Source organism: Prosthecochloris marina (assembly GCF_003182595.1).
GTDB classification, from domain to species: Bacteria; Bacteroidota; Chlorobiia; order Chlorobiales; family Chlorobiaceae; genus Prosthecochloris; species Prosthecochloris marina.
The window spans coordinates 5,001-28,305 of sequence record NZ_PDNZ01000010.1 but is presented as its reverse complement, the minus strand read 5'-3'; the positions used below and the strand labels follow the sequence as shown (position 1 = coordinate 28,305).

The window sequence follows — 23,305 nt, the reverse complement described above, 5'->3', positions numbered from 1 at the left end:
AAACGCTCGTTTTATGTGTGGAATAGTTGGTTACATTGGTTCAAAAGATGCTGCAGAACTTCTGTTGAACGGCCTGGAGCGTCTCGAGTACCGCGGATACGATTCTGCGGGTGTTGCCGTTCTCAACGGTGGCCTTTGGGTTCATAAACAAAAAGGGAGCGTCAGCAAGCTCAAAGACGCGCTTTTCGATTCGAATCATTCCCTGCAGGGAGCGACTCTCGGTATAGGTCATACACGCTGGGCTACCCATGGTGATCCGAGTGATCGCAATGCACATCCCCATTTGAGCAGCGACGGCAGTATAGCGTTGATTCATAATGGCATCATCGAAAACTATTCTTCGATCAAAAAAGAGCTGGTTTCAAAAGGTTATCAGTTTAGCAGTGATACCGATTCCGAGGTCCTGGTTCATCTTATCGACAGCATATGGGTCGACAATCCGAATATGGGACTGGAGGCGGCTGTTCGTTCGGCGCTCTACCATGTAGAGGGTGCTTACGGTTTATGCATTATTTCAGAGCGTGAGCCCGATAAAATTGTTGTTGCCCGCAAGGGAAGCCCTCTGGTGATCGGTATAGGCGATGGAGAATATTTTATCGCATCCGATGCCGCTCCGATCGTGGAGCATACCAAAAAGGTGATATATCTTTCAGATGGTGAAATGGCGGTTGTTTCAAAAGATGGCTATATCATCAAGACCATTGAAAATATTGCACGGGAAAAACATGTCAGCGAGCTTGATTTCGAACTTGCCGAGATAGAAAAAGGAGGGTTCGAGCACTTCATGCTCAAGGAAATTTTCGAGCAGCCTACGGTTCTTCAGGATGTTATGCGGGGACGTGTCAGGATTGAAGAGGGTCAGGTTCATCTTGGTGGCATCGAGGATTATCTCGATCGCCTCAAGCTTTCGAGCAGGGTTATTATCTGTGCATGCGGCACAAGCTGGCATGCCGGTTTGATCGGGGAGTACCTGATAGAGGAATTTGCAAGGATTCCTGTTGAAGTTGATTACGCTTCAGAGTTTCGTTACCGTAATCCGGTAATAACCAAGGACGACGTTGTCATTGTGATTTCGCAGTCCGGTGAAACTGCAGATACCCTTGCAGCCTTGCGTCTTGCAAGAGAAAAAGGTGCCCTGGTCATGGGGATCTGCAATGTTGTCGGCTCGACAATCGCCCGTGAAACGCTCTGCGGCATTTATACCCATGCTGGTCCCGAGGTCGGTGTTGCCTCGACCAAGGCTTTTACCGCACAGGTCACCGTGCTTTATCTTCTTGCATTGACACTGAGCAAGGGGCGTACCATGTCCCGTGACGAGATCAAGTTGTATCTGAAAGATCTTGGAAAAGTGCCTCAAAAAGTGGCGAGTATTCTCGAGCACAATGATCTCATTCTCGATATTGCAAACAGTTACAAGGATGCACGGAACTTTCTCTACCTTGGCCGGGGCTACAATTTCCCTGTCGCGCTCGAGGGGGCGCTGAAGCTCAAAGAAATCTCCTACATTCATGCCGAGGGGTATCCTGCCGCCGAAATGAAGCATGGGCCTATCGCTCTTATTGACGAGGATATGCCGGTTATCTTTATTGCAACCCGCGATAACTCCTATGCCAAAGTACTGAGCAACATCGAGGAGGTCAGGAGCCGTAAAGGGAAGGTCATCGCTATCGCCAACGAGGGTGATGAAGAGATAACCAGGCTTGCGGATCACGTTATTTATATTCCGGCTGCATCAGGGCCCGTGACCCCGCTGCTTTCGGTTATTCCGTTGCAGCTTCTGGCCTACCATATTGCAACCTTGAGAGGGTGTAACGTTGATCGGCCGAGAAATCTTGCCAAATCGGTAACGGTGGAATAGTAGCGAAGAGTAGCAAGAATCGCTTGTGGAAAAAACTTGTTGCTGCTTCGCCAAGCACGATGGCGCCGGCTGAAAACTGCTGGCAGGTGTCCGGTTCCTGTGTTGCAGGGGAATTATTATTCTGACACGGTGGTTGGTGAACAAGTACAGATAGATACACGCCTTAAGGATTCAAACCACTCAAAAACCGAGGTTCGCCATGGAAGGTCATGTTGTCATCACCGGTGCAACAGGAGTAATCGGCTCAGAGCTTGCTCATCAGTTGATTGCAGAGGGTGAAAAGGTCGTTGTTTTTTCACGTTCTCCCGAAAGCGCTTCTTCAAAAATTCCAGGAGCTGCGGCCTATGCCGCATGGAATTATAACGATACACAAGAGGCGTGGGCAGAGTACATCAGCGGAGCCAAAGCAGTGGTGCATCTGGCAGGCAAGCCGCTGCTCGAAGGCCGATGGACAGAAGAGCACAAGGTTGAATGCTACAACTCGAGGGTTGTTGGAACAAAGAACCTCGTTGCAGCTATTCAGGCTGCCGAAAAGAAACCTGGCGTTTTTATCTCTGCTTCTGCGGTGGGTTACTACGGAGCGTTTGGGAGCTGTAATGATACGAGTGATCTGGATGAAAACGCAGCAGCAGGTGATGATTTTCTGGCAAAAATCTGTATTGATTGGGAAAAAGCGGCCAGTAACGTTTCCGATACGGTACGGCTGGTGCTGCTGAGAACCGGAATTGTACTGTCAACAAGGGGGGGGATGCTCCAGCAGATGCTTCTGCCTTTCAATCTTTTTCTTGGTGGTCCGGTCGGTTCTGGTAGTCAGTGTCTTGCCTGGATCCATGTCGATGACGAAGTTGCAATCATACGCAAAGCTATGGAGGATACTTCATATAATGGGCCGATAAACCTTGTCGGACCTCAATCGGTTTCAATGAAGACTTTTGCAGAGACTTTGGGGGCTGTGCTATCCAAGCCATCACTACTTCCGGTTCCAAAATTTGCGTTGCAGATTCTTATGGGTGAGGGGGCTGAATATGCAACGAAAGGACAGAAAGTGATTCCCTCGTTTCTTAATGATCACGGTTACCGTTTTGCTCATCCTTCGCTTCATGAGGCATTGGCGGATTTAATAGAGCACAACAAGTGATGTTTCAATTCGACCGTATCCAGGTTTTTGGAATGCTGTTGAAGAGGGTTTATGAAACGAGGTTTTTTCTTTAACTGTGTAAACAAATCAAAAGGAGGATTACATGGGAACCAAAGGCCGTGAAATTGTCGGTGAACATCTTGATCGTGTACTTGAACTTCTCAACAAGGCATTTGCCGATGAATGGCTTGCCTATTATCAGTATTGGATAGGTGCCAAGGTTGTCGAGGGCCCTATGAAGGATGCAGTCATTGCCGAACTCATGCAACATGCGGCCGATGAACTACGCCATGCCGATATGATAAGTAATCGTATCATACAGCTTGGCGGTACGCCGCTGGTAACTCCGAAACAATGGTACGAGTGGACAAATTGCGGGTATGAAGCGCCGGAAAATCCTTTTGTAGAAATGGTTCTCGAGCAGAACATATCCGGGGAGCAATGTGCCATTTCAGTCTACAATAGCATTATAGCGGAGATTGGTCTGAAAGACCCGGTGACATACAATATTGCGGTACAGATTCTTGAAGATGAAGTCGAGCATGAAGAAGATTTGCAGGCTCTTCTGGTGGATCTTGGGGTGATACTGAAAAAGTGAAAGGCAGAAGATTTTCCTTGTCTGATTCATCAACTTGCAGCAACTGAGGGCCCATTGATGAAGGTTTCCTCAGTTGCTTTTCTATGCTGCTATGAAAGCTATTCTTGACACCGGGATATCGAGCAATATCATCGCTACAGCCATTGCCTTCGTCATATATGCGGTTTTGCAGATTGCAACGGCAAAAAGCCTTAAACGTTATGGTCAAGAGCTGCAATTTCCCGATCAGCGCGTGTTTTACATCAAAAAATTTTTCAAGGTTTTTTATGTAACAACATTACTGACCTCGATCGTGCTTATCTGGGGAATCGATCTGCAGGCTGCTCTTGTGATTTTGTCGTCACTGTTTGCGGTTGTTGGTGTCGGGCTGTTTGCGAACTGGTCCATCCTCAGCAACATAACGGCTTCATTTATCATATTTTTTACAGCCCCTTACAAGATTGGCGATACAATCAGAATAGTCGAGGGTGATGAGGGCACAGAAGGCCGTATCGAAGATATAAAGCTGTTCTACCTCAAAATCAGGGATTCAAAAGGGCAGATCGTTTCATATCCAAATAATCTAATCATGCAAAAACCCACTATCATCGTTACCTCAGAGTAAAAACAAAGCCTTGAGGTACACATCTCTTACAAGCTGCTTGATCGAAGGATAAAAGCTCGCCGGACAAAAGCTGCCGGTAAAGCGCCGACAGCTATCTAACAATGTATTTTTGCTTGGTAATTAGATCAATAATTATCCCTGCGAGGAGGGCGCTCTTCGCGAGGCCTTGCTTGGTTCACCTTGATCGAACGACCGTTAAAATCGGTATCATTGAGTGAGTCGATAGCACTTTGTGCTTCTCCATCGTTTGGCATTTCAACAAATCCAAAGCCCTTCGAGCGGCCTGAAAACTTGTCTTTGATAATATTCGCTCTGTCTACTTGACCGAATTCAGAGAACTTATCACGAAGCTCATCTTCAGTTATGCTGTAAGGCAGATTGCCAATGTAAATATTCATTTTTAATATCGAAGTAACACGTGCTTTGATAGAATGAGAGCCGCTCTCGAATAGCCAAAGCACGAGTTATCCGGCAGCGACCAGCCAACCATTGGCTGATGCTTTAATTTACTCTTCAGATTTGCGGATTTCAAAAAGAAAAAGTTTCACTTTTGCAAAAAACAAGTTTGTGATTTTTCGGTAAACAGGTTTGGTTGCGATTTCTTAAGCGCTCGATCGCTCGAGGGTTACATTTTTGTGTTTTCGTTGACATAATTGTAATTAATTTTTGATTTATATTTTTACAGCTTAAATATTTTTTTAAATTTATCGCTTCGGGTTTAAAAAGTAAGGTAATTTCTTTTTTTCTAAATATTTCAGTTATGGTTAAAAAGCTGACAACAGCAGGAGCCCTGCTGTTTCTGGTTATTGCTGCCGCCGATACCAGTTGGGCATCGGAGAAGGTTACAGACTCGGGGACAACCGCATGGATGCTTACGGCAACGACACTCGTGTTGTTGATGGTCCCGGGGCTTGCAATGTTTTATGGTGGGCTGGTGCGAACAAAAAATGTTTTGGGTACCATGATGCATAGTTTTGCCGCTATGGTGATTATCGGTGTACTGTGGCCGGCAATTGGTTATGCCCTCAGTTTCGGTCCGAGTATCCTGGGTGGGCTTGTGGGATGGAACCCTGAATATGTTCTCTTAAGGGGGATCGACGAGTCTATCCTTGATTCGGGTATTCCCGAATACGTATTTGCGATGTTTCAAGGTAAATTTGCAATTATTGCCCCTGCCCTTATTGCCGGTGCTTTTGCCGAAAGGGTTAGTTTCAGAGGGTATGTGCTTTTTATCGCGCTGTGGAGCGTAATGGTTTATAGTCCAATCTGTCATTGGGTTTGGGCTGAAGACGGTTTCCTTTTCAATATGGGTCCTGCAGGGGCGATAGATTTTGCAGGAGGTACTGTCGTGCATATCTCTTCAGGAGTCAGCGCTCTTGTTGCCGCTTTGTTTCTGGGGGCGAGGCGGGGATATCCGAAAAATGTCATGCATCCCAACAATCTTGTTATGACCCTGATTGGGGCGGGTCTTCTTTGGGTCGGCTGGTTCGGGTTCAACGCCGGCAGCGCTGTTGCCAGCGATCTCGATACAGGCAGGGCGCTTACCGTGACTCAGGTTGCAGCGGCTGCTGGAGCATTTGCCTGGATCATTATCGAAGCGATACTCTATAAAAAAGCAACCAGCCTCGGTTTGGTTTCAGGGATTCTTTCGGGTCTTGTTGCTATAACTCCTGCAGCCGGTGTTGTCCAGCCTGGTGGAGCAATAGTGATCGGTGCGGCAGCTTCGCTTTTCTGTTTCCTTGCCATTCAAGTGAAAAACCGTGCAGGTTATGATGACAGTCTCGATGCTTTCGGTATTCATGGTATCGGTGGGATCGTCGGGGCGCTTACTTTGACTTTTTTTATTCGAGAAAGCTGGATGGCCGAAGCTGCAGTGGCTGCAGGTGGAACCTGGGGTGTCTGGGAGCAGTTTGGCGTTCAGGCTGCAGCTGTCGGAATCACTACCGTGTATGCGGCAGTTGTAACGATTATACTGGTGTTTGTTATTGAAAAAACCGTTGGATTCCGTTTGAATGAGACTGGTGAAATGACCGGCCTCGATCAGACTCTTCATGGAGAGCACGGTTATGGTCTCATCAATCTTAACTAACTCTCAATTACTATGAAGCTGATAACAGCCATAATTCAGGAAGACAAGCTGGATTCTGTTCGGGAGGCCCTCATACAGGCGGATATTACGAGAATATCGGTCAGCCGAATTTCCGGTCACGGAAGGCAGGAGGATATTGATATCTATCGCGGCAGGAAAATTGTACCGAATCTGATTCCCAAGATACGTATCGAAATTGCCGTCAATGAAGCGTTTGTCGACGCAACCATCGATGCCATCGTAGAGTCGGCCCGGCATGGTAGCGGTAAGGTGGGTGACGGAAAAATATTCGTCAGCCCTCTCGAAGAGTGCGTGCGGATAAGGACTGGAGAACGTGGTGGAACTGCTATATAGAGTTCCCACTATGTAGTTGTCAAGAGGCTGATTAAAAGCACTGCTTGGCTGCCATGCATACGTTTCCGGTAGAGAGTCATGCAGCCCTGTGAAATCTGAACTTCTATTTCACAGGGCTGCATGACTCTGTTCTCTCAACAGTTCTGTCATTCTATTTTTCTCCGGTTTCTGCCATTGATGAGGTTTTTTTGAGATAGCCTCTTTTCTTTTTTCTCTGGTGCGGGGTGATTCAGCCGGATGAAAATTTTTCGTATTATTTACAAAAGCCTTGCTGTCCCCTGCCTTCAATCAGGCTTTTTTCGACACTGCGGCTTTTTGTGCGGGATTAGTTTATCAACATTCGAAATAGGAGGTTGTTGTGGTATCCAAACATGTGAGTCTGCATATCGGTGGTTCCCCAGTAACATTGGGGACCGGGTGGCTTCCCCCTATGCCTGATTTAAGGGATTATACGGTGAATACTCCGGAAATTGCCGAGATGGCAAAAAAGCTGAAACTGAAGCAGAGCGCAAAGTCGATGAAGACTGCCGTCCCTGATGTGGTTGACTTGAGGGAGTGGTGTTCGAAAGTCGAAAATCAGGGCAGTATAGGTTCATGTACGGCACATGCAGCCATGGGAGTGATCGAATATCTGCAACGCAAAGCTTTTGACGATCATATTGACGGTTCAAGGCTCTTTGTGTATAAAACAACCCGAAACCTGATGAAAGCTACCGGGGATACCGGTGCATGGTTGAGAAATACCATGGGAGCGCTTGTCCTTTGTGGCGTTCCCCATGAAAGCTACTGGGAGTATACCGATGTCGATCCGGATTTTGACGAGGAGCCTACCGGGTTTGTTTATGCTGTCGCCGATAATTTTGAGGCACTGAAATATTTTTGTCACGACCCTCTCGGTTCAAATATTGATTTTAAGGATGTGCTCGAAAGCGTAAAAAAGTATCTGGCTGCAGGTATTCCTTCAATGTTTGGATTCTATGGGTTTCCATCGTTTGATGAAACTGATGAAGGTGGGTGTATCCCTTTTCCCTGTGTTAATGAAAAAGCGGAGTGGGGGCACGCAATCGTTGCTGTTGGTTTCGATGATAAAAAGGAAATAAAGAATCCTCGCTGCAACAAGAAATCAAAAGGAGCGCTGCTTATAAGGAATTCCTGGGGAACGAGCTGGGGTGATGAGGGGTATGGCTGGTTGCCTTATGAGTATGTGTTACAAGGACTGGCTGTTGATTTCTGGTCGATTTTAAGCATGGAGATGGTGGATACAAAGCAGTTCGGACTGTAAAAGAGTTGTTGATTTGTTTTACCCGACAAGTCGGGATTGTTGACTCGTTGAGTTGTTAGTTAATAAAGACGAAAAGACAGTTTTTTAACTGTTGCAACAACTCAACAATAACAGGGTTTATTTTCTTCCGAGAACATGAGGTGCGTGCTTTTCGAGCCACCCTCTTACCTCGGAATCTCCTGAACGGGCGGCATAGACAAAGTCCTGGACCTGGCCTTTTTTATCGCCGGCTCGTCCCTTGGCAATGCCGCGGTGCAGATAGGCCGCTGCCATCTTGTGATCATAGGATAGCGCCCAGGTGAAATCCGTAATGGCTGCACTGTACTTTCCGATATCGTACTGGACCACGCCGCGGTTGAAGTGGCCGACAGCTTTGAAATAATTGTCGCCCGATTCGATGACCCTGGTGTAGTCCTTCATAGCCCGTTCATATTCTTTCATGGAATGATGGGCAGCAGCTCGCATGAGGTAGGCCTGGGCGTATGAGGGTTTGCGCTTTATCGCTTTTGTATAATATTTTACGGCATCAGCATGGTTTCCTTTGAGATGTTGCCGGTATCCCTTGTCAAAAGACTGTTTCGGAGTACTGGCATGGAGCGGTGTCCATGCAATAAAGCCGCTTAAAAGCGTGGCTAGAATATATGGAGTAAGACTACGCATCATATACATAGAAGCTAAAACTATTTCGACGGTATTTCCTATTTTATTTCTACACCAAACCTGTCCAAAGCATAAGCCTGCATGTTTCGAATAAGCCTTGAAGAATTTGAGGGACCGCTTGACCTGCTGCTTTTTTTTATCAAGCGAGACGAGCTTGATATTTATAATATTCCTATTTCTAAAATAACCAAAGATTTTATCGATTACCTTGAAGCCATGCAGAGTCTCAATCTCGAAGTGGCTGCTGAATTTATTTACATGGCTTCGCTCTTGATGAGTATAAAGGCCAAGATGCTTCTGCCAAATGAAGTTCCGCAAGAAGGTGACGATTCCGAGTTCGATCCAAGAACGGAACTGGTCGAGCGGTTGATAGAGTATAAACGGATCAAGGATGGCGCAGAAAAAATGCGCTCACTCGAAGAGACAAGAAGCGCCATGTTTCCCCGGGGGTATTATGAATCGTTCGAGCCTGAAGTTATCGATGAACTCGATGAGCCGGTTAACCGGCCGACGCTCTATCATTTGATTATGACTTACAAATCGGTGCTTGAGAAAATGCCGCGGGTTCGTGTACAGAATGTCGATGAAGCTCCGGTAACCGTCGACGAGCAGTGCGGGATGATTCTCACGAAGTTGCAGGAAACAATACAAATCTCTTTCAGAACGGTGCTTGAAGGAGTGAAGGAGCCTTTGGTGCTTGTTGTTACCTTCCTTGCCGTGCTCGAGCTCTGCAAAGGCCAGAAGATCGTCGTGATCGTGAAAGAGGGGTATGATGATTTTTGGATGGCTATGAAGCAGAGTTTGTAGTGGTTCATGAAGATTCAAAACCCTCTGTATCGCTCATTGGAGTATCGATAGAAATAGCTTCTCAAATAGAACGTCTTAATGGTTGGGAAGAAGGAATAATGTCTGATATAGAGACGGTTGTAAGGACGGCTTTCGTATCCCAACCTCTGAGGGAGCCGGTACTTCGTTCGGCGATCAAGGCGCTTCGGCTCTCTTCGGGGAGCCGAGGGCTGGATGCAGGCTGCGGTATCGGACTGCAAACCATGTTGCTTGCACAAAACGTTGGGCCTGCAGGTCATATCACCGGCCTTGATGTGTCTTCAGAGATTCTGGCTTACGCCAAAGATGTTGTGGGGAAGGCCGGTTTGTCGGAAATGATTGCCTTTCGGGAAGGAGATGTCAACCGACTTCCTTTCAATGACAATTCTTTCGATTGGGCATGGAGTGCGGATTGTGTGGGATACACACCTGTTGAGCCTTTGCCGATGGTGAAAGAACTGGCACGTGTTGTTAAGCCTGGCGGGAGTGTAGCTATTCTCGCGTGGTCTTCAGAAAAACTTCTTCCGGGATATCCTCTGCTCGAGGCCAGGCTTAACGCGACATCTTCAGGGATGGCCCCTTTCACCAGGAGGAGGAGGCCGGAATTACATGTCATGCGCGCGCTTGGCTGGTTTCGTGAAGTGGGACTTGTTGAACTGTCGTCCAGTACTTTTGCGGGGAGTGTTCAAGCCTGTTTGACAGATGAGCTGTATCGTGCTTTGGCTGCCCTGTTTCAGATGCGCTGGCATGGTGTTGAGTCAGAACTGACAAAGGAGGATCAGGCGGAGTATCGGCGTCTTTGCCTTCCCGAGTCACAGGATTTCCTGCTCAATCATCCGGATTACGCTGCTTTCTTTACGTATTCGATGTTTCACGGCAAGGTCGGATAGTACATGAGGATTTCGAGCACCACTCAACGAAGCAATTGAGTCGCGGAAGGAATAAAGAGAGGTCCCTTTATGAATGCCTCTTGACAGAGTAGCGATTTGTTCAGTCAGTAAGTCCTATGTAAAAAAGAAGGGTGAGAAATGGGTAGATCTGTTTCATGTTGTGGTATTACTTGTTCCGGAAAAGAGGAAAGGCTGCTGGATGCAAGGGTATCGCAGAAAAACATCGGTGCAATATATGACAGAATAGCACCGGTCTATGATATCTTGGGAAAGTTGACGGAATCACGAGCAAGAAGTAGGGCTATCGAGCTTGCCGACATCAAGGATGGGCAGCATGTATTGGAAGCAGCCGTAGGAACGGGCCTGGCATTCTATGAAATCGTCAAACGGAATCCACATGGCACGAATATCGGTATCGATCTGTCGCAAGGGATGCTCGAGAAAGCCAGAGAGCGTTTAAGCAAACTCTCAGGTGCTCATTATGCTTTGGATAAGGGAAGTATCTTTCATTTGAATGTTGAGGATGAATCCATTGATATATTGGTAAACAACTATATGTTTGATCTTCTTCTTTTTGAAGAGATGGGTAAGGTTCTCAAGGAGTTTAAAAGAGTTCTAAAAAGAGGCGGAAAACTCGTATTGGTGAATATGACAGAGGGCGAGCGTTTTGGAAGCGGAATCTATGATTTTATTTACAGGATTTCCCCTGCAACAATGGGTGGGTGCCGGGGTGTTGCACTGGCTGAAAGATTGCAGGCGCAAAGCTTCAGGGTGGAAACAAGAGAGTATTATCAGCAAATGCTGTTCCCTTCAGAAGTAATCCTTGCTTATAAATGAAATCACCTGCCGAGGTGTTCAAAGCAGTTTTGAAGGCAAAGGAAACCCTTTTCTTCCGTGTCATTACTGCTCCTGACGGTTTTCAAACGAGACTGTTTGGGTGATCTCGGAAAACATTTTCTTTTTAGCGTAAATGGCACATGAATTCGATGGCAAAAAATACGAGCAGGCATCCTCTCATCAGAAGGAATGGGGTATGCGGTTGATTGAGGAGCTTGGTCTAAAGGGTAATGAGCGTGTTCTTGATCTGGGGTGTGGTGATGGTGCACTTTCTTTACAGCTTGCGAAGCTTGTACCGGAGGGAAACGTTATCGGTATCGATGCGTCGCAGGGAATGATCGATGCCGCAATTCCTAAGGCGAAGAAAAATCTTCAGTTTCTACGGAAGGATATCAACTATCTTGACTACTGCGAGGAGTTTGATGTTGTTTTTTCAAATGCAGCACTTCATTGGATAAAAGATCACGAAAAACTGTTGCAGAACGTTCATCGAGCACTTCGGCCCGGTGGCAGGATCCGTTTCAACTTCGCGGGTGATGGTAACTGCAGGAACTTCTTCAATGTGGTTCAGGAGGCGATGGTGCATGATCGTCACATAGCGTATTTTGCTGATTTCGAGTGGCCGTGGTACATGCCTTCGGTTGACGAGTACGGCACGCTTTGCGAATCCAGCGGATTACACAATGCAAAAGTATGGGGAGAGAACGCAGACCGTTACTTTCCCGATAAAGAGATCATGATCAAATGGATTGACCAGCCAAGCCTTGTACCTTTGTTGCCCTATCTTCCGAAAGAAGAGCGGACATCGTTCCGTGATTATGTCGTGAAACGTATGGTAGAAGAAACTCTGCAAGGTGATGGAACGTGCTTCGAGACGTTTCGGAGGATTAACTTGTTTGCGGAGAAATTAGCGGAGGGGGCTATCGGGGAGTAACGATAATTATGAGGAGCTATATGATGGATGAGGGTAATTTTTGCTGTTATTGAACAGCCGTTATACAAGGGTGCCTTTTTTAATTTGTTGCTCGTTGAGTACTTTTCGCGGTATCCGGAGTTAAAAGAAGTGATATGAGGGAATCTGAAAATAAAAACAACACCGCTCAATCCATGAGAGCGGAATATATATCACGCATCAATCGCGTTATTGACTATATCGAAAATCATCTTGACGAGGATTTGACCTTAGGAATCCTTGCCGATGTGGCCTGCTTTTCACCGTTTCATTTTCATCGGATCTTCAAAGCCTGTGTGGGCGAGACACTGAGCCGGTTTATTAACCGGGTTCGGGTGCAGAAAGCAGCCTATCAATTATCAACCAATCCTGAAAAAACAATTACCGAGATTGCTTTCGATACCGGATTTTCAGGATCCGCCACCTTTGCCCGATCCTTTAAAAATTATTTTGGGGTGAGTGCCAGCCAGTGGCGGTTAAACGAACGACAACCCGATAGCAAGAATCGCAAAACCAATAGCAAGAACGGCAATAGGGTTGGCAAGAAATGCGAAAATATTATTCAATCCTCCCACTATGTTGATAGTGTTACTCGTAATCTTAAATGGAGGATAGAAATGAAAAAAGAAAAAATACTTGGCATTGAGGTTAAAGAAATGCCATCTGTTTACGTGGCTTATGTCAGACACATCGGGCCCTATAAAGGCGATAGTCAGCTTTTTGAAGGCTTGTTTACCCGGTTGATGAACTGGGCCGGCCCTCGGGGGCTGTGTGTGCCGGAGGCAAAAATCATGGCGGTTTACCATGACGACCCCGAAGTGACTGAAGAAGATAACCTTCGGGTTTCTGCCTGTATCACAGTGCCGGAAGATACACCGGTTCAAGGAGAGGTTGGTAAAATGAAAATCGATGGTGGTAAATTTGCTGTGGCAGGCTTTGAACTGGAAGGGAGTCATGAATATGAAGAAGCCTGGAACATGGTTATTGCAGAATGGTTACCTGAAAGCGGACTTCAGCCCGATGACCGGCTCGGCTATGAAGTCTATCACAATAATCCCGAAGAACATCCCGAGGGGCATCATATTGTTGATATTTGTCTTCCGGTAAAGCCCTTGTAGTTCTCTATAAACGCTTGGGCTCAGCCCCTGTGTTGAGCCTGAGTGTTATCGAAAACGAACTGTCATGCTTTCAATTCGCCCGACAGAAACAGAAGACGCCTCACGGATTGCAGCCTGTATTGACAGTGTTGCCAGGGAGCGGCTTTTCCTGGGTAATACCAAAGGTTTTTCGCCAGAGTAGACTCGTGAATTCATTCAATTTGTCAAAAGCGCAGGTGGAGTTCACCTCGTTGCCCTGGATGGTGACGATGTTGTTGGCTGGTGTGATGTAACACCGCAAATCTATGAAGGGTTGACGCATGCAGGGCGTCTGGGGATGGGATTATTGCCGGAATATCGTGGACAGGGTTGGGGAACAAAGCTTGTTACAGAAGCATTGTCGATTGCGTTCAAAGCGGGGTTTGAACGAATCGAACTCGAGGTCTTTGCTTTAAATGTTGGAGCAATAAAGCTCTATCGCTATTTCGGCTTTTGTGAGGAGGGGAAAAAACGCAAGGCCAGGAAACTCGATGGTATGTATGATGATATTTTCCTGTTTGGGTTGTTGCGGGAAGAATGGGTGCGATGAGGTTGGGTAACGAATTTAACGGAGGTTTTCCAATGATTGACATACGGAAAGAGGAGCCTGCTGACCAGGAAGCAGTTCGACAAATTAACGATATAGCTTTTGTGCAAGGGTCAGAGGTGGCAATTGTAGACAAACTTCGTAAGTCATGTAAAACTATTGTTCGTTTGTGGCTGTCAATCAGGATACTGTCATAGGGCATATATTGTTTACTCCGGTTACTATTGACGGCTCTAAGGTGATTGGCATGGGCTTGGGCTCCGATGGCGGTTTACCATCGTGTCAGAAACAAGGTATCGGCTCTATGCTCGTTCGGCATGGATTGCGGCACCTGCGACAGTCTGGCTGTCCGTTTGTCATTGTCTGGGGCATCCTGAATATTGTCCGCGTTTTGGTTTTGAGCAGGCATTGCACTACAAGCTCAAGTGCCAATGGAAAGGTGTGCCTGATGAAGTGTTTATGGGTTTTATATTTGACAACAGGGATGCTTGACCAAGAGAAGGTGGGATAACCAGGTTTCGTGCAGAGTTCGATGAAGCCATATTAGATGGCAACGTGTAAACATCAAGCAGCGAAAAAAACAGAGATGAAAATTAGATTATGGGCTAGATGGATTGCGCGAATAGCTGGTATCGCAATCGTGGTTTTATTCCTTCCTTTCTACTTCGGATATGGCAATCCCCTGCCCTTTTTGAATCCAGATTACACAGTGCATGATAATGCATGGCTGACGGCATTCCCCTTTGTTTTTATCGGACTTATTCTCGCATGGCGTTATCCGCGGATAGGTGGATACATGGTTGTATTGGCCATTCTTGCTGCACAAACGGTGACTTTTTTTTCTGGTTATGGGTTGGTAATACCTATGATAATCCCGCTGCTTGTGGGATTTCTCTTTGTTGCTTCCGAAATGGGGAAAGCGTGATACCAAATAAGTTGTGATTCATGCGGGAGAGCTGATTTTTGTTACAGAACAGCAGCTCTGAGCGAACTCTGAAACTCAGGTATCCAGGTGTAATACGATGACTATATCATATTGGAGGAGGGTTTTTAGGTCAGCGACTTCATCTGTAATTTTCTTGGAAAACGTTTGATCATCGAATTTTTCAATAACATTGTGTGATACCCGTAGAATCTTTTTTCACTTTTCTTTTTGCTTCAGTGTTACTGGCGCTTGCACCCGGACCGGATAACATTTTTGTCCTGACTCAGGCAGCGTTGTATGGTCGAACTGAAGGTGTTCTGGTGACGCTCGGGCTTTGTACGGGTCTTGTCGTTCATACTGTAGCGGTTGCTTTTGGGGTGGCAGCGATATTTCAAGCATCAGCAATTGCGTTTACCGGTTTAAAAGTCATCGGTGCTGTGTACCTGCTTTATCTTGCCTGGCAGGCTTTTACAGCATCGGCATCTTTCTTGGAAAACGGTAAGTCAAATAAACTCTTGGGACTGCAGCTATACCGGCGGGGCATCATCATGAATGTCACAAACCCGAAGGTGTCGATCTTTTTTTTGGCATTTCTGCCTCAATTCGCGATCCCTGAAAACGGTCCGGTTACGCAGCAGATGTTCATACTCGGCGCACTTTTTATTCTGGTTACACTGGTTGTCTTTGGGGGTATCGCTTTGTTGTCAGGTACTTTGGGCACCTATTTAAAGCGGTCGCCCAGAATCCAAATTTATCTGAATCGTATTGCGGGAATTGTATTTATTGGGTTGGCTATGAAAATATTCACTGCCAATAAAGGAGCATAACTTTTGCTTTCCAGGGCGATCTGAAAAATCGAATGGCATTCTGCTCGATTATCAATTCAGAGAACAGCTATTGACCGGTCATTTGCCCAGCATTTTATATCTTGGGGAAGCAGTGCACAAGGCGTTGTAAAAAAGAAAAAATAGTAGAACAATCATGCCTGAAATCCGTCCTTTCAAGGGTTTGCGGTACGATCCTGAAACCGCTGGTGACATGGGCTCTATCATCTGTCCTCCCTATGATATTATTCCTCCCACCATACAGCAGGAACTGTATGGCAGTTCCGAGTACAACGCGGTGCGGCTGGAGCTTCCGAAAGAGGATGACCCTTACGGAGCTGCGGCAGGGCGGCTTGTGCAATGGATGCAGGATGGGGTTCTGATGCAGGACGACAAGCCTGCGTTGTACCCCTACTATCAGACTTATACCGACCCCGAAGGAAACACCTATACCCGCAAAGGTTTTTTCTGTGCGTTGCGTCTGCACGAGTTCAGCGAAAAGAAGGTATTGCCACACGAACGGACGCTTTCCGGGCCGAAAAAGGACAGGTTGAACCTGTTCAAAAGGACACAAGCCAATATCAGCAGCATTTTCGGACTCTATGCCGACGAAAAGTTACAGGCGGACAAGGCGATCGAGGAGTTTGCTGTAACGCATGACCCTGAGGTCGATGCTGTATTTCGAGGCGTCAGGAACCGGCTCTGGAAGATGACGGATCCCGATGTTATCGCAACGGTACAGCAGGTGTTGCTCGACCGCCAGGTTTATATCGCTGACGGACATCACCGTTATGAAACAGGGGTGAACTACCGTAACCTCCGTTCTGAGGAAAATCATTCGCATACCGGTGATGAGCCGTATAACTTCATTCTCATCTACCTTGCGAACATTTTCGATGAAGGGCTCATTATCTTTCCACTGCACAGGATGGTGCATAGTCTCGGGAGGTTCAGTCCGGAAGGTTTGATCGATACCTTGAGCACTCACTTCGAGGTGAAACCTCTCGGCGGCAGAGGAGAGCTGAAGCACTACCTTGAAAGTGAATCTTCAAGCCATGTTTATGGTGTTGTCACTTCGGAGGGGATCTGGGGAATCAAGCTGAAAGATTCTCCTGAAACGCTTCTTGGCGACTCGGTTCCCGCTCCGCTCCTGCAGCTCAGTGTTGTTGTTTTACATGAGCTTATTCTGCACCGGGTTCTCGGCATTACGCCGGAGGCGATGTGCAGTCAGACGAACCTCGTCTACGAAGAGGATGATCGTCAGGTGTTCGATGCCGTGGAACAAGGTGGTATCCAGGTCGGTTTTGTCGTCAAGGCGACAACCGTGCAACAGGTGCTCGATATTTCAGGAGAAGGAGAGGTGATGCCGCAGAAGTCGACGTATTTTTATCCCAAGATAATGACAGGGATGGTAATGCATAAACTATAGGAAAACCTGCTGCGTGTTTCGATTACTGCGTTGGGCAGTGCTCAAAATCTTCATGTACTTGTATGTACACTCCGGTTTCTGTGCGCTGTCCGCCTTGTACTCAAAAAGCTCGCGACGGTTTTTCGATAGTTTAAAAAAGTTATTATTGCCTCTTGAAAGCTTTTTGCCGTTTCAATTCAACAATTCAACAGATCAACAATTCAACAAGCGAAATCTTTTCCGTAGAATTGACTGATAATTTGTTAAAGGAAACAGTTTGAAGATATCGACAATGACCAAGGAATATCTTTCCCGTTCAGTTGAAGAGACCCGTGAATATGCGCGGCAGTTTGCCGTGGGGTTGCAGCCGGGGGACGTTGTTTCTTTGAGCGGTAACCTAGGGGCCGGAAAAACTGAATTCATGCGGGGTATTGCGCAGGTGTTCAGCTGTGACGACCAGTTGACGAGTCCTTCCTTTTCAATCTTCAATATCTACAATGGGCGTTTGAGAGACTTGCCGGTGAAGCTGCAGCATTTCGATCTTTATCGCATCGAGTCTCCTCTCGAGCTCGAAGGGCTCGGTTTCGGGGAGTACATTGCAGGTGATGCCATTTCTGTTGTGGAATGGGGCGAAAAATTTTTCGACGAACTTCCCGATAATGCAAAAAAAGTATTTATTGAGGCCGTAGGAGAAAGCGAGCGGCGCATCGTCATACGTGAGCCTTGAAGTGCTTTCTGTCTTTTTTGACTTTTGACTTTTTCCTTTTGACTTTTTCTTTTTCTCACAGGATTCTTGCAATAGAGTGCACGCATCAATGCGTCAGTGTTGCGGTTGGCGGCCCCGAAGGGATTGTCGAGGAGACGGTCTGGGAGTGGCAGCGGACTGCGGAATCAATTATTCCCCTTGTTGACAAAGTACTTGCCTCGGCAGAGATAGCCGTGAGTGATATCGATCTCCTTGCACTCTCTTCCGGCCCCGGTTCTTTTACTTCGTTGCGTATCGGTATGGCTACGGCGAAAGGGCTCGCTTACGGAACAGCTGCTCCACTGGTTACGGTTTCCACCATGGAGGCTCTTGCCAAGTCTGCCCGTGACCGTGTCGATAGTCCTTTTCTGGTGCCGGCTATCCCGGCAAGGAAAGGGGAGTTTTATTATGCTCTCTATGCCTCGAAAGATGATGGGCTTGAAGAGATCGAGAAGACAACGTATGCTCCGGTTGACCGCATGAAAGACTTTCTTGAGTTGAGAAAGGGGCGTTGTGCCGTCGTTGTAAGAGATATTTCGCCATTGCAGCAGGTTTGTCGAGCAGCCGGTGTGGGTGCTGTAAAAGCCGATTTTTTTACAGCGGCATCGCTTATTCCTCTTGCGAACAAGAAATATACGGCAGGAGAGATATCCTCTCTGGAAACCGTGATTCCTGATTATCAGCAGAAATTCCGTCCGAAAAAGCAAGGCCGTAAGTAATGGGGAATAGGGGGGAATTTGCCTGGATATCGCATCAATTGTGCTGTGATGATCCGATGGCATCGGTGAGGCGGTTAATCGTAGCCGTAAACGGGATCGTTCATTTCTAAGATTCAAGAATTATTGGATCCATTCATGCGTTACGTTTGTTGTTGGAAATGATAATACTGTTTTTACGCACCCCCCCCGGAATGTAGCAGCTTCGGAAAGCGTTGATTATTAGTATATTTTTATACAGCCGCTTATGGCGGGCAGGTTTCCTCGAAAGACCTTGAAATGAAGTGTTTTTAAAATTGAGCAAAACGGAGGTTTATGGCTGAGCTAAATCGTGAAGACGATAAGAGACTGGATGTGAGGGAGGTTACTTTAAGCGAACTGCTTGCGAAAAGAGCGGCAGAATTATCGCTGGAGAAAAAATGTGAAGAGGTGACGATTCTTGATGTCAGGGAGTTGACGAGCGTCACGGATTTTTTTGTGATTGCAACGGCTGATTCCGAAAGAAAAGCAAAAGCAGCCTATGAGTACATTGTCGATGAACTGAAACAAGACGATGAACGTCCTTTGCATATCGAGGGGGGTGATTCTTTGCATTGGATTTTGATTGATTATGTCGATGTCGTGGTTCATATTTTCATGCCTGATGAACGAAAGTTCTACGATCTCGAGTCACTGTGGGGAGACGCACCGAAGGTGCAACTTAAAAGTACGGTTGCCGAGGGTTCGTAAGGTGTTGAAACAAGCAGTCTGATACTTTTCCTTTAGAGGTCTATTTTATTACATTGTCCCCGTTGGTTTTTCTTTTTTCATTCACATAGTATACAAGCACGAACATGCAGCGCGACAAGATTTTACCGATCAGCATAGAAGATGAAATGAGGGATTCCTACCTCGATTACTCCATGTCGGTTATTGTCAGCCGCGCTTTACCGGATGTTCGTGACGGCCTCAAGCCGGTCCACCGCAGGGTGCTCTACGGCATGCATGAACTTGGCCTGCAGGCAGGAAAGTCCTATAAGAAATCTGCCCGCGTAGTTGGTGAAGTGCTTGGTAAGTTTCACCCCCATGGCGATGGTGCGGTCTATGACAGTATCGTACGCCTGGTCCAGGATTTTTCGATGCGTTATCCGCTGATCGACGGACAGGGTAACTTTGGTTCGATCGACGGCGACTCCCCTGCTGCCATGCGTTATACCGAAGTGCGCATGAAAAGCATAGCTGGCGAGATGCTCAAAGATCTGGAGAAGGAAACGGTTGATTTTGCGCTGAACTTCGACGACTCGCTCGAGGAGCCGACGGTGCTGCCTTCTGCGATGCCGAATATGCTGGTGAATGGTGCTTCGGGTATCGCGGTCGGCATGGCGACCAATATTCCCCCGCAGAATCTCAACGAGGTGGTTGACGGGTTGATCGCAATGATTGACAATCCTGATATTACCGTTGATGAAATTATGGAGCATGTTACTGCTCCCGACTTTCCTACCGGTGGGATTATCTACGGATACGAGGGGGTCAAGCAGGCATACAGAACCGGCCGTGGACGTGTGGTTATCCGTGCAAGAGCTGTTGTTGAAGTGACCCAGAAAAACGGAAGAGAATCGATTATCGTGACCGAACTCCCCTATCAGGTAAACAAAGTTCGGCTCATAGAAAAGATCGTAGATCTGATTCACCAGAAGAAAATCGAAGGCATTGCCGATATCCGTGATGAGTCCGATCGTGACGGCATGCGCCTTGTCATCGAGCTGAAGCGAGATGCCGTTGCCAAGGTGGTACTGAACCATCTGTACAAGCACACACCGATGCAGGATACCTTCGGCGTCATTCTGCTTGCTTTGGTCAACGGGGTGCCGAAAGTGCTTACCCTCAAGGAGATGATGCAGGAGTATCTCAAGCACCGCAATGAGATTATTCTTCGCAGAACCACCTTCGAGCTGGCAGCTGCCGAAAAGAAAGCGCATATCCTCGAAGGTTTGAAAATCTGTCTCGATAACCTCGATGAAGTCATCTCCACGATTCGACAGTCTCCCAATGCAGCAGTGGCTCAGGAACGGCTTATGGAAAAATTCGGGCTGACCGAAGTTCAATCGAAAGCTGTTCTGGAAATGCGACTCCAGCGCCTTACTGGTATGGAGCGTGATAAAATTGAAAGGGACTATAACGAAACCCTTGCGCTCATCGAAGAGCTACGTTTTGTTCTTGCAAATCCTGAAAAGCAGATGCAGATCATCAAGGAAGAGCTGCTGAAAGTCAGACAGGTTTATGGCGACGAGCGACGAACAGAAATCAGGCCGCAGGAAGGCGAGTTCTCCATCGAGGATATGATCGCACAGGAGGATGTGGTCATCACTATCACGCACGAGGGTTTCATCAAGCGTTTTCCGGTTTCAGGGTACCGGCGTCAGGCCCGTGGGGGCAAAGGGGTGACCGGAGCCCAGGCCAAGCATGAAGATTTCGTGGAGCATATGTTCGTGGCATCCACGCACAACTATATTCTTTTCTTTACCAACAGGGGCAGATGCCACTGGCTGAAAGTCTATGAAATTCCGGAAGCTGGGCGAGCGGCCAGGGGAAGGTCTCTGGCGAATATCATGGAACTGCAGCCGGGCGAGATGATCCGGGCATATATCAACGTAAAGAATTTCGATGATTCTCTTTTCATCGTTATGGCTACATCCAGGGGTATCATTAAAAAAACCGAGATCGAAGCGTTTTCCCGGCCTCGCCGTAACGGTATTGCCGCTATTACGATAGAGGACGGCGACGAGTTGATCGATGCTCGTCTGACCGACGGAGAACACGATATTATCATGGCAAAGAATTCGGGCTATGCGGTCCGTTTTGCTGAGAAAGATGTCCGTCCGATGGGAAGGACGGCCATGGGAGTAAAGGGGATAACCCTGGACGAGGATGAGCATTGCATTTCCATGGTGACATCGAAACGTTCCGACACCTCACTTCTCGCTGTTACGGACAACGGGTTCGGCAAACGCAGTAAGGTTGAGGACTACCGGCTCACACGCAGGGGTGCGAGAGGAGTTATCACTCTCAAAGCGCACGAGAAAGTTGGCAGTCTTGTTGGCCTGCTCGATGTCAATGACAGCGATGATCTCATTATTATTACAGCCAACGGTATTGTCAATCGTCAGCATGTATCCAATATCAGGCTTACCGGTCGCAATACTTCAGGGGTAAGGCTTGTTCGGCTTATGGATGGTGATTCGATTTCTGCTACTGCGAGAGTGCCGAAAAACGGAGATGAAGATGTTAGTGACGGTCCTGAGGAGCAGATCGAGCTTTTTGATTCCTGAGGATATTTTTTACAAGAGGTGGTTATGGACATGAGAACAGAGCCCTATATACTGCATGAAGAACCTGGATTGAAAAAGTATTGTGCATGCGGGTTATCGAAAAACAAGCCTTATTGTGACGGTTCCCATCACGGAACGGGCATGCACTCGTACAAGGTAGAGATTGAGGAGGAGAGAACTGTTGCGATATGCGGTTGCGGCCAGTCGAAGAGCAAGCCGTTCTGTGATGGCTCGCATTTGTCACTGTAGGGTGTGAGAGAAATACAGGGCAGCCGCTTGTTCTCAGATAATTCGACAGCACGGCACTGCCGCGCTTAGTGAAACGATCAACTTTGGAAAACACCGTTACTGTTATGGCACGACCGAAAAACGTAAAGCATATTTTTGTTACAGGAGGGGTTGTCTCGTCTTTAGGCAAGGGTATTTTGTCTGCTTCCCTTGGGCTGCTTCTGAAGTCACGAAGCCTTCGTGTAGCGATACAGAAATACGATCCGTATATAAACGTTGATCCCGGAACGATGTCGCCGTACCAGCATGGGGAGGTGTATGTTACCGATGATGGTGCAGAAACGGATCTCGATCTCGGACATTATGAGCGGTTTCTTGACGAGCCGACGTCGCAAGCGTCCAATCTGACGATGGGCAGGGTCTATAAGTCAGTTATTGACAAAGAACGTCAGGGCGAATACCTGGGAGGTACCGTTCAGGTGGTGCCTCATGTGATCGACGAGATCAAGGAAAAAATGAATGAGCAGGCGAAAAACGGAAGTCTGGATATACTGATTACCGAAATCGGTGGCACTATCGGTGATATCGAATCGCTGCCTTTTCTCGAAGCCATGCGTCAGTTGAAACTGGATCTGGGCCCGAAAAACCTCCTGAACATCCATTTGACCCTTGTGCCTTACATCAAGGCGGCCTGTGAACTCAAGACCAAACCGACGCAGCACAGCGTCAAGATGTTGCTTGAAACCGGAATTCAGCCGGACATTCTTGTTTGCCGGAGCGAAAAGCCGCTTTCAAGAGAGATTAAAAACAAGGTCGGGCACTTCTGCAACCTTCATGAATCAGATGTCATCGGTCTGAACGATTGCGGGACGATCTATGACGTACCGTTGATGTTGCTGAACGAACAGCTCGACAAGCGTGTTCTGAAAAAGCTCAATATCAAGAAGTACAAGGATCCTGAGCTTTCCTACTGGCGGGACTTCTGTAACAAGGTGAAACATCCGACGGATGGAGAGGTGACGATCGCGATATGCGGAAAGTATACCGAATATCCCGATGCGTACAAGTCGATTCTCGAGGCTTTTGTACATGCCGGGGCGATGAACAACGTCAAGGTGAATGTCAGGCTGCTCAGGGCGGAAGATGCTGAGGAAAACGGCGGTAGCAGTGCTGAGTTTCTGAAAGGGGTTCATGGCGTGCTGGTTGCTCCCGGTTTCGGTGACAGAGGTATAGAAGGCAAGATCAGTTTCATTCGTTATGCCCGTGAGAACAATATCCCTTTCCTGGGGATATGTCTCGGTATGCAGTGCGCAACGATTGAGTTCGCTCGTAACGTGTGCGGTTTCAGCGAGGCCAATTCAACGGAATTCAATAAACG

The 23,305-nt window shown here is 47.3% G+C and carries 25 protein-coding genes (1 of these 25 running past the window's edge); 23 read left to right on the top strand and 2 right to left on the bottom strand.

What is annotated here, in order from left to right; all coding sequences use genetic code 11:
• Window positions 1–13 precede the first annotated feature (13 nt).
• From glmS to CR164_RS11955, 4 genes are all read left to right on the top strand, one after another.
• The gene (gene glmS / locus CR164_RS11970; protein ID WP_110024231.1) at window positions 14–1,858 is read left to right on the top strand and encodes a glutamine--fructose-6-phosphate transaminase (isomerizing); all 1,845 of its coding nucleotides are present in this window, start codon (window positions 14–16) and stop codon (window positions 1,856–1,858) included.
• A 199-nt stretch (window positions 1,859–2,057) separates the two neighbouring features.
• Window positions 2,058–2,996 (top strand): TIGR01777 family oxidoreductase, encoded by a 939-nt coding sequence (locus tag CR164_RS11965; RefSeq protein WP_110024230.1) that lies wholly within the window; start codon window positions 2,058–2,060, stop codon window positions 2,994–2,996.
• 103 nt (window positions 2,997–3,099) lie between these two features.
• A complete protein-coding gene (locus CR164_RS11960) occupies window positions 3,100–3,594 on the top strand; it encodes a ferritin-like domain-containing protein (protein WP_110024229.1) in 495 nt (164 codons plus the stop codon).
• A gap of 91 nt (window positions 3,595–3,685) precedes the next feature.
• Window positions 3,686–4,198 carry a mechanosensitive ion channel domain-containing protein gene (locus CR164_RS11955; RefSeq protein WP_146204172.1) on the top strand — a complete coding sequence of 171 codons (513 nt, stop codon included), beginning with the start codon at window positions 3,686–3,688 and terminating at the stop codon, window positions 4,196–4,198.
• 125 nt (window positions 4,199–4,323) lie between these two features.
• Here the strand turns inward: CR164_RS11955 and CR164_RS11950 are convergent, their stop codons facing one another.
• Window positions 4,324–4,596, bottom strand: coding sequence for an RNA recognition motif domain-containing protein (locus CR164_RS11950; protein WP_110024227.1), 273 nt, complete (start codon window positions 4,594–4,596; stop codon window positions 4,324–4,326).
• Window positions 4,597–4,958: 362 nt separating this feature from the next.
• Here CR164_RS11950 and CR164_RS11945 point away from each other — a divergent pair, with 362 nt between their 5' ends.
• The 3 genes from CR164_RS11945 (at window position 4,959) to CR164_RS11930 (ending at window position 7,923) form a co-directional block, all read left to right on the top strand.
• Window positions 4,959–6,287, top strand: a complete 1,329-nt coding sequence (locus CR164_RS11945) for an ammonium transporter (protein WP_110024226.1) — start codon at window positions 4,959–4,961, stop codon at window positions 6,285–6,287.
• A gap of 12 nt (window positions 6,288–6,299) precedes the next feature.
• The gene (locus CR164_RS11940; RefSeq protein ID WP_110024225.1) at window positions 6,300–6,641 is read left to right on the top strand and encodes a P-II family nitrogen regulator; all 342 of its coding nucleotides are present in this window, start codon (window positions 6,300–6,302) and stop codon (window positions 6,639–6,641) included.
• Between the two features lie 430 nt (window positions 6,642–7,071).
• Window positions 7,072–7,923 (top strand): C1 family peptidase, encoded by an 852-nt coding sequence (locus tag CR164_RS11930; protein WP_110024274.1) that lies wholly within the window; start codon window positions 7,072–7,074, stop codon window positions 7,921–7,923.
• Window positions 7,924–8,040: 117 nt separating this feature from the next.
• Here CR164_RS11930 and CR164_RS11925 read toward each other — a convergent pair whose 3' ends face one another.
• Entirely contained in the window at window positions 8,041–8,586 is a 546-nt protein-coding gene (locus CR164_RS11925; protein WP_239994554.1) for a tetratricopeptide repeat protein, read from the bottom strand.
• 78 nt (window positions 8,587–8,664) lie between these two features.
• Here CR164_RS11925 and CR164_RS11920 point away from each other — a divergent pair, with 78 nt between their 5' ends.
• The 16 genes from CR164_RS11920 to CR164_RS11840 all read left to right on the top strand — a co-directional run.
• On the top strand, window positions 8,665–9,390 hold the full coding sequence (locus CR164_RS11920) for a segregation and condensation protein A (RefSeq protein WP_110024223.1): 726 nt from the start codon (window positions 8,665–8,667) through the stop codon (window positions 9,388–9,390).
• On the top strand, window positions 9,363–10,298 hold the full coding sequence (locus CR164_RS11915) for a class I SAM-dependent methyltransferase (RefSeq protein WP_204901813.1): 936 nt from the start codon (window positions 9,363–9,365) through the stop codon (window positions 10,296–10,298). Before CR164_RS11920 ends, CR164_RS11915 begins: the two co-directional genes overlap by 28 nt.
• Before the next feature lie 138 nt (window positions 10,299–10,436).
• A complete protein-coding gene (locus CR164_RS11910; RefSeq protein WP_110024222.1) occupies window positions 10,437–11,135 on the top strand; it encodes a class I SAM-dependent methyltransferase in 699 nt (232 codons plus the stop codon).
• Window positions 11,136–11,268: 133 nt separating this feature from the next.
• Window positions 11,269–12,069, top strand: coding sequence for a class I SAM-dependent methyltransferase (locus CR164_RS11905; RefSeq protein ID WP_110024221.1), 801 nt, complete (start codon window positions 11,269–11,271; stop codon window positions 12,067–12,069).
• A gap of 134 nt (window positions 12,070–12,203) precedes the next feature.
• Window positions 12,204–13,205 carry an AraC family transcriptional regulator gene (locus CR164_RS11900; RefSeq protein ID WP_110024220.1) on the top strand — a complete coding sequence of 334 codons (1,002 nt, stop codon included), beginning with the start codon at window positions 12,204–12,206 and terminating at the stop codon, window positions 13,203–13,205.
• Window positions 13,206–13,398: 193 nt separating this feature from the next.
• A complete protein-coding gene (locus CR164_RS11895) occupies window positions 13,399–13,773 on the top strand; it encodes a GNAT family N-acetyltransferase (RefSeq protein WP_110024219.1) in 375 nt (124 codons plus the stop codon).
• A gap of 166 nt (window positions 13,774–13,939) precedes the next feature.
• Window positions 13,940–14,281 carry a GNAT family N-acetyltransferase gene (locus CR164_RS13380; protein WP_110024217.1) on the top strand — a complete coding sequence of 114 codons (342 nt, stop codon included), beginning with the start codon at window positions 13,940–13,942 and terminating at the stop codon, window positions 14,279–14,281.
• A gap of 36 nt (window positions 14,282–14,317) precedes the next feature.
• Window positions 14,318–14,695: a DUF7670 domain-containing protein gene (locus CR164_RS11880; protein WP_110024216.1), complete on the top strand. Its 378-nt coding sequence runs from the start codon at window positions 14,318–14,320 to the stop codon at window positions 14,693–14,695.
• Window positions 14,696–14,889: 194 nt separating this feature from the next.
• Entirely contained in the window at window positions 14,890–15,522 is a 633-nt protein-coding gene (locus tag CR164_RS11875) for a LysE family translocator (protein ID WP_110024215.1), read from the top strand.
• Window positions 15,523–15,676: 154 nt separating this feature from the next.
• Window positions 15,677–16,948, top strand: coding sequence for a DUF1015 domain-containing protein (locus CR164_RS11870; RefSeq protein WP_110024214.1), 1,272 nt, complete (start codon window positions 15,677–15,679; stop codon window positions 16,946–16,948).
• 271 nt (window positions 16,949–17,219) lie between these two features.
• Entirely contained in the window at window positions 17,220–17,654 is a 435-nt protein-coding gene (tsaE, locus tag CR164_RS11865) for a tRNA (adenosine(37)-N6)-threonylcarbamoyltransferase complex ATPase subunit type 1 TsaE (RefSeq protein ID WP_110024213.1), read from the top strand.
• A gap of 17 nt (window positions 17,655–17,671) precedes the next feature.
• Window positions 17,672–18,391, top strand: a complete 720-nt coding sequence (gene tsaB / locus CR164_RS11860) for a tRNA (adenosine(37)-N6)-threonylcarbamoyltransferase complex dimerization subunit type 1 TsaB (protein WP_204901812.1) — start codon at window positions 17,672–17,674, stop codon at window positions 18,389–18,391.
• Between the two features lie 312 nt (window positions 18,392–18,703).
• Window positions 18,704–19,117, top strand: coding sequence for a ribosome silencing factor (gene rsfS, locus CR164_RS11855; protein ID WP_110024211.1), 414 nt, complete (start codon window positions 18,704–18,706; stop codon window positions 19,115–19,117).
• Window positions 19,118–19,221: 104 nt separating this feature from the next.
• Entirely contained in the window at window positions 19,222–21,699 is a 2,478-nt protein-coding gene (gene gyrA / locus CR164_RS11850) for a DNA gyrase subunit A (RefSeq protein WP_110024210.1), read from the top strand.
• A 24-nt stretch (window positions 21,700–21,723) separates the two neighbouring features.
• Window positions 21,724–21,948, top strand: coding sequence for a CDGSH iron-sulfur domain-containing protein (locus CR164_RS11845; protein WP_110024209.1), 225 nt, complete (start codon window positions 21,724–21,726; stop codon window positions 21,946–21,948).
• Window positions 21,949–22,052: 104 nt separating this feature from the next.
• Window positions 22,053–23,305, top strand: the 5' portion of a protein-coding gene (locus tag CR164_RS11840) for a CTP synthase (protein ID WP_110024208.1). 445 nt of this gene lie beyond the right edge of the window; 1,253 of the gene's 1,698 nt are visible here — the first part of the coding sequence; the start codon lies at window positions 22,053–22,055; its stop codon lies beyond the right edge, outside the window.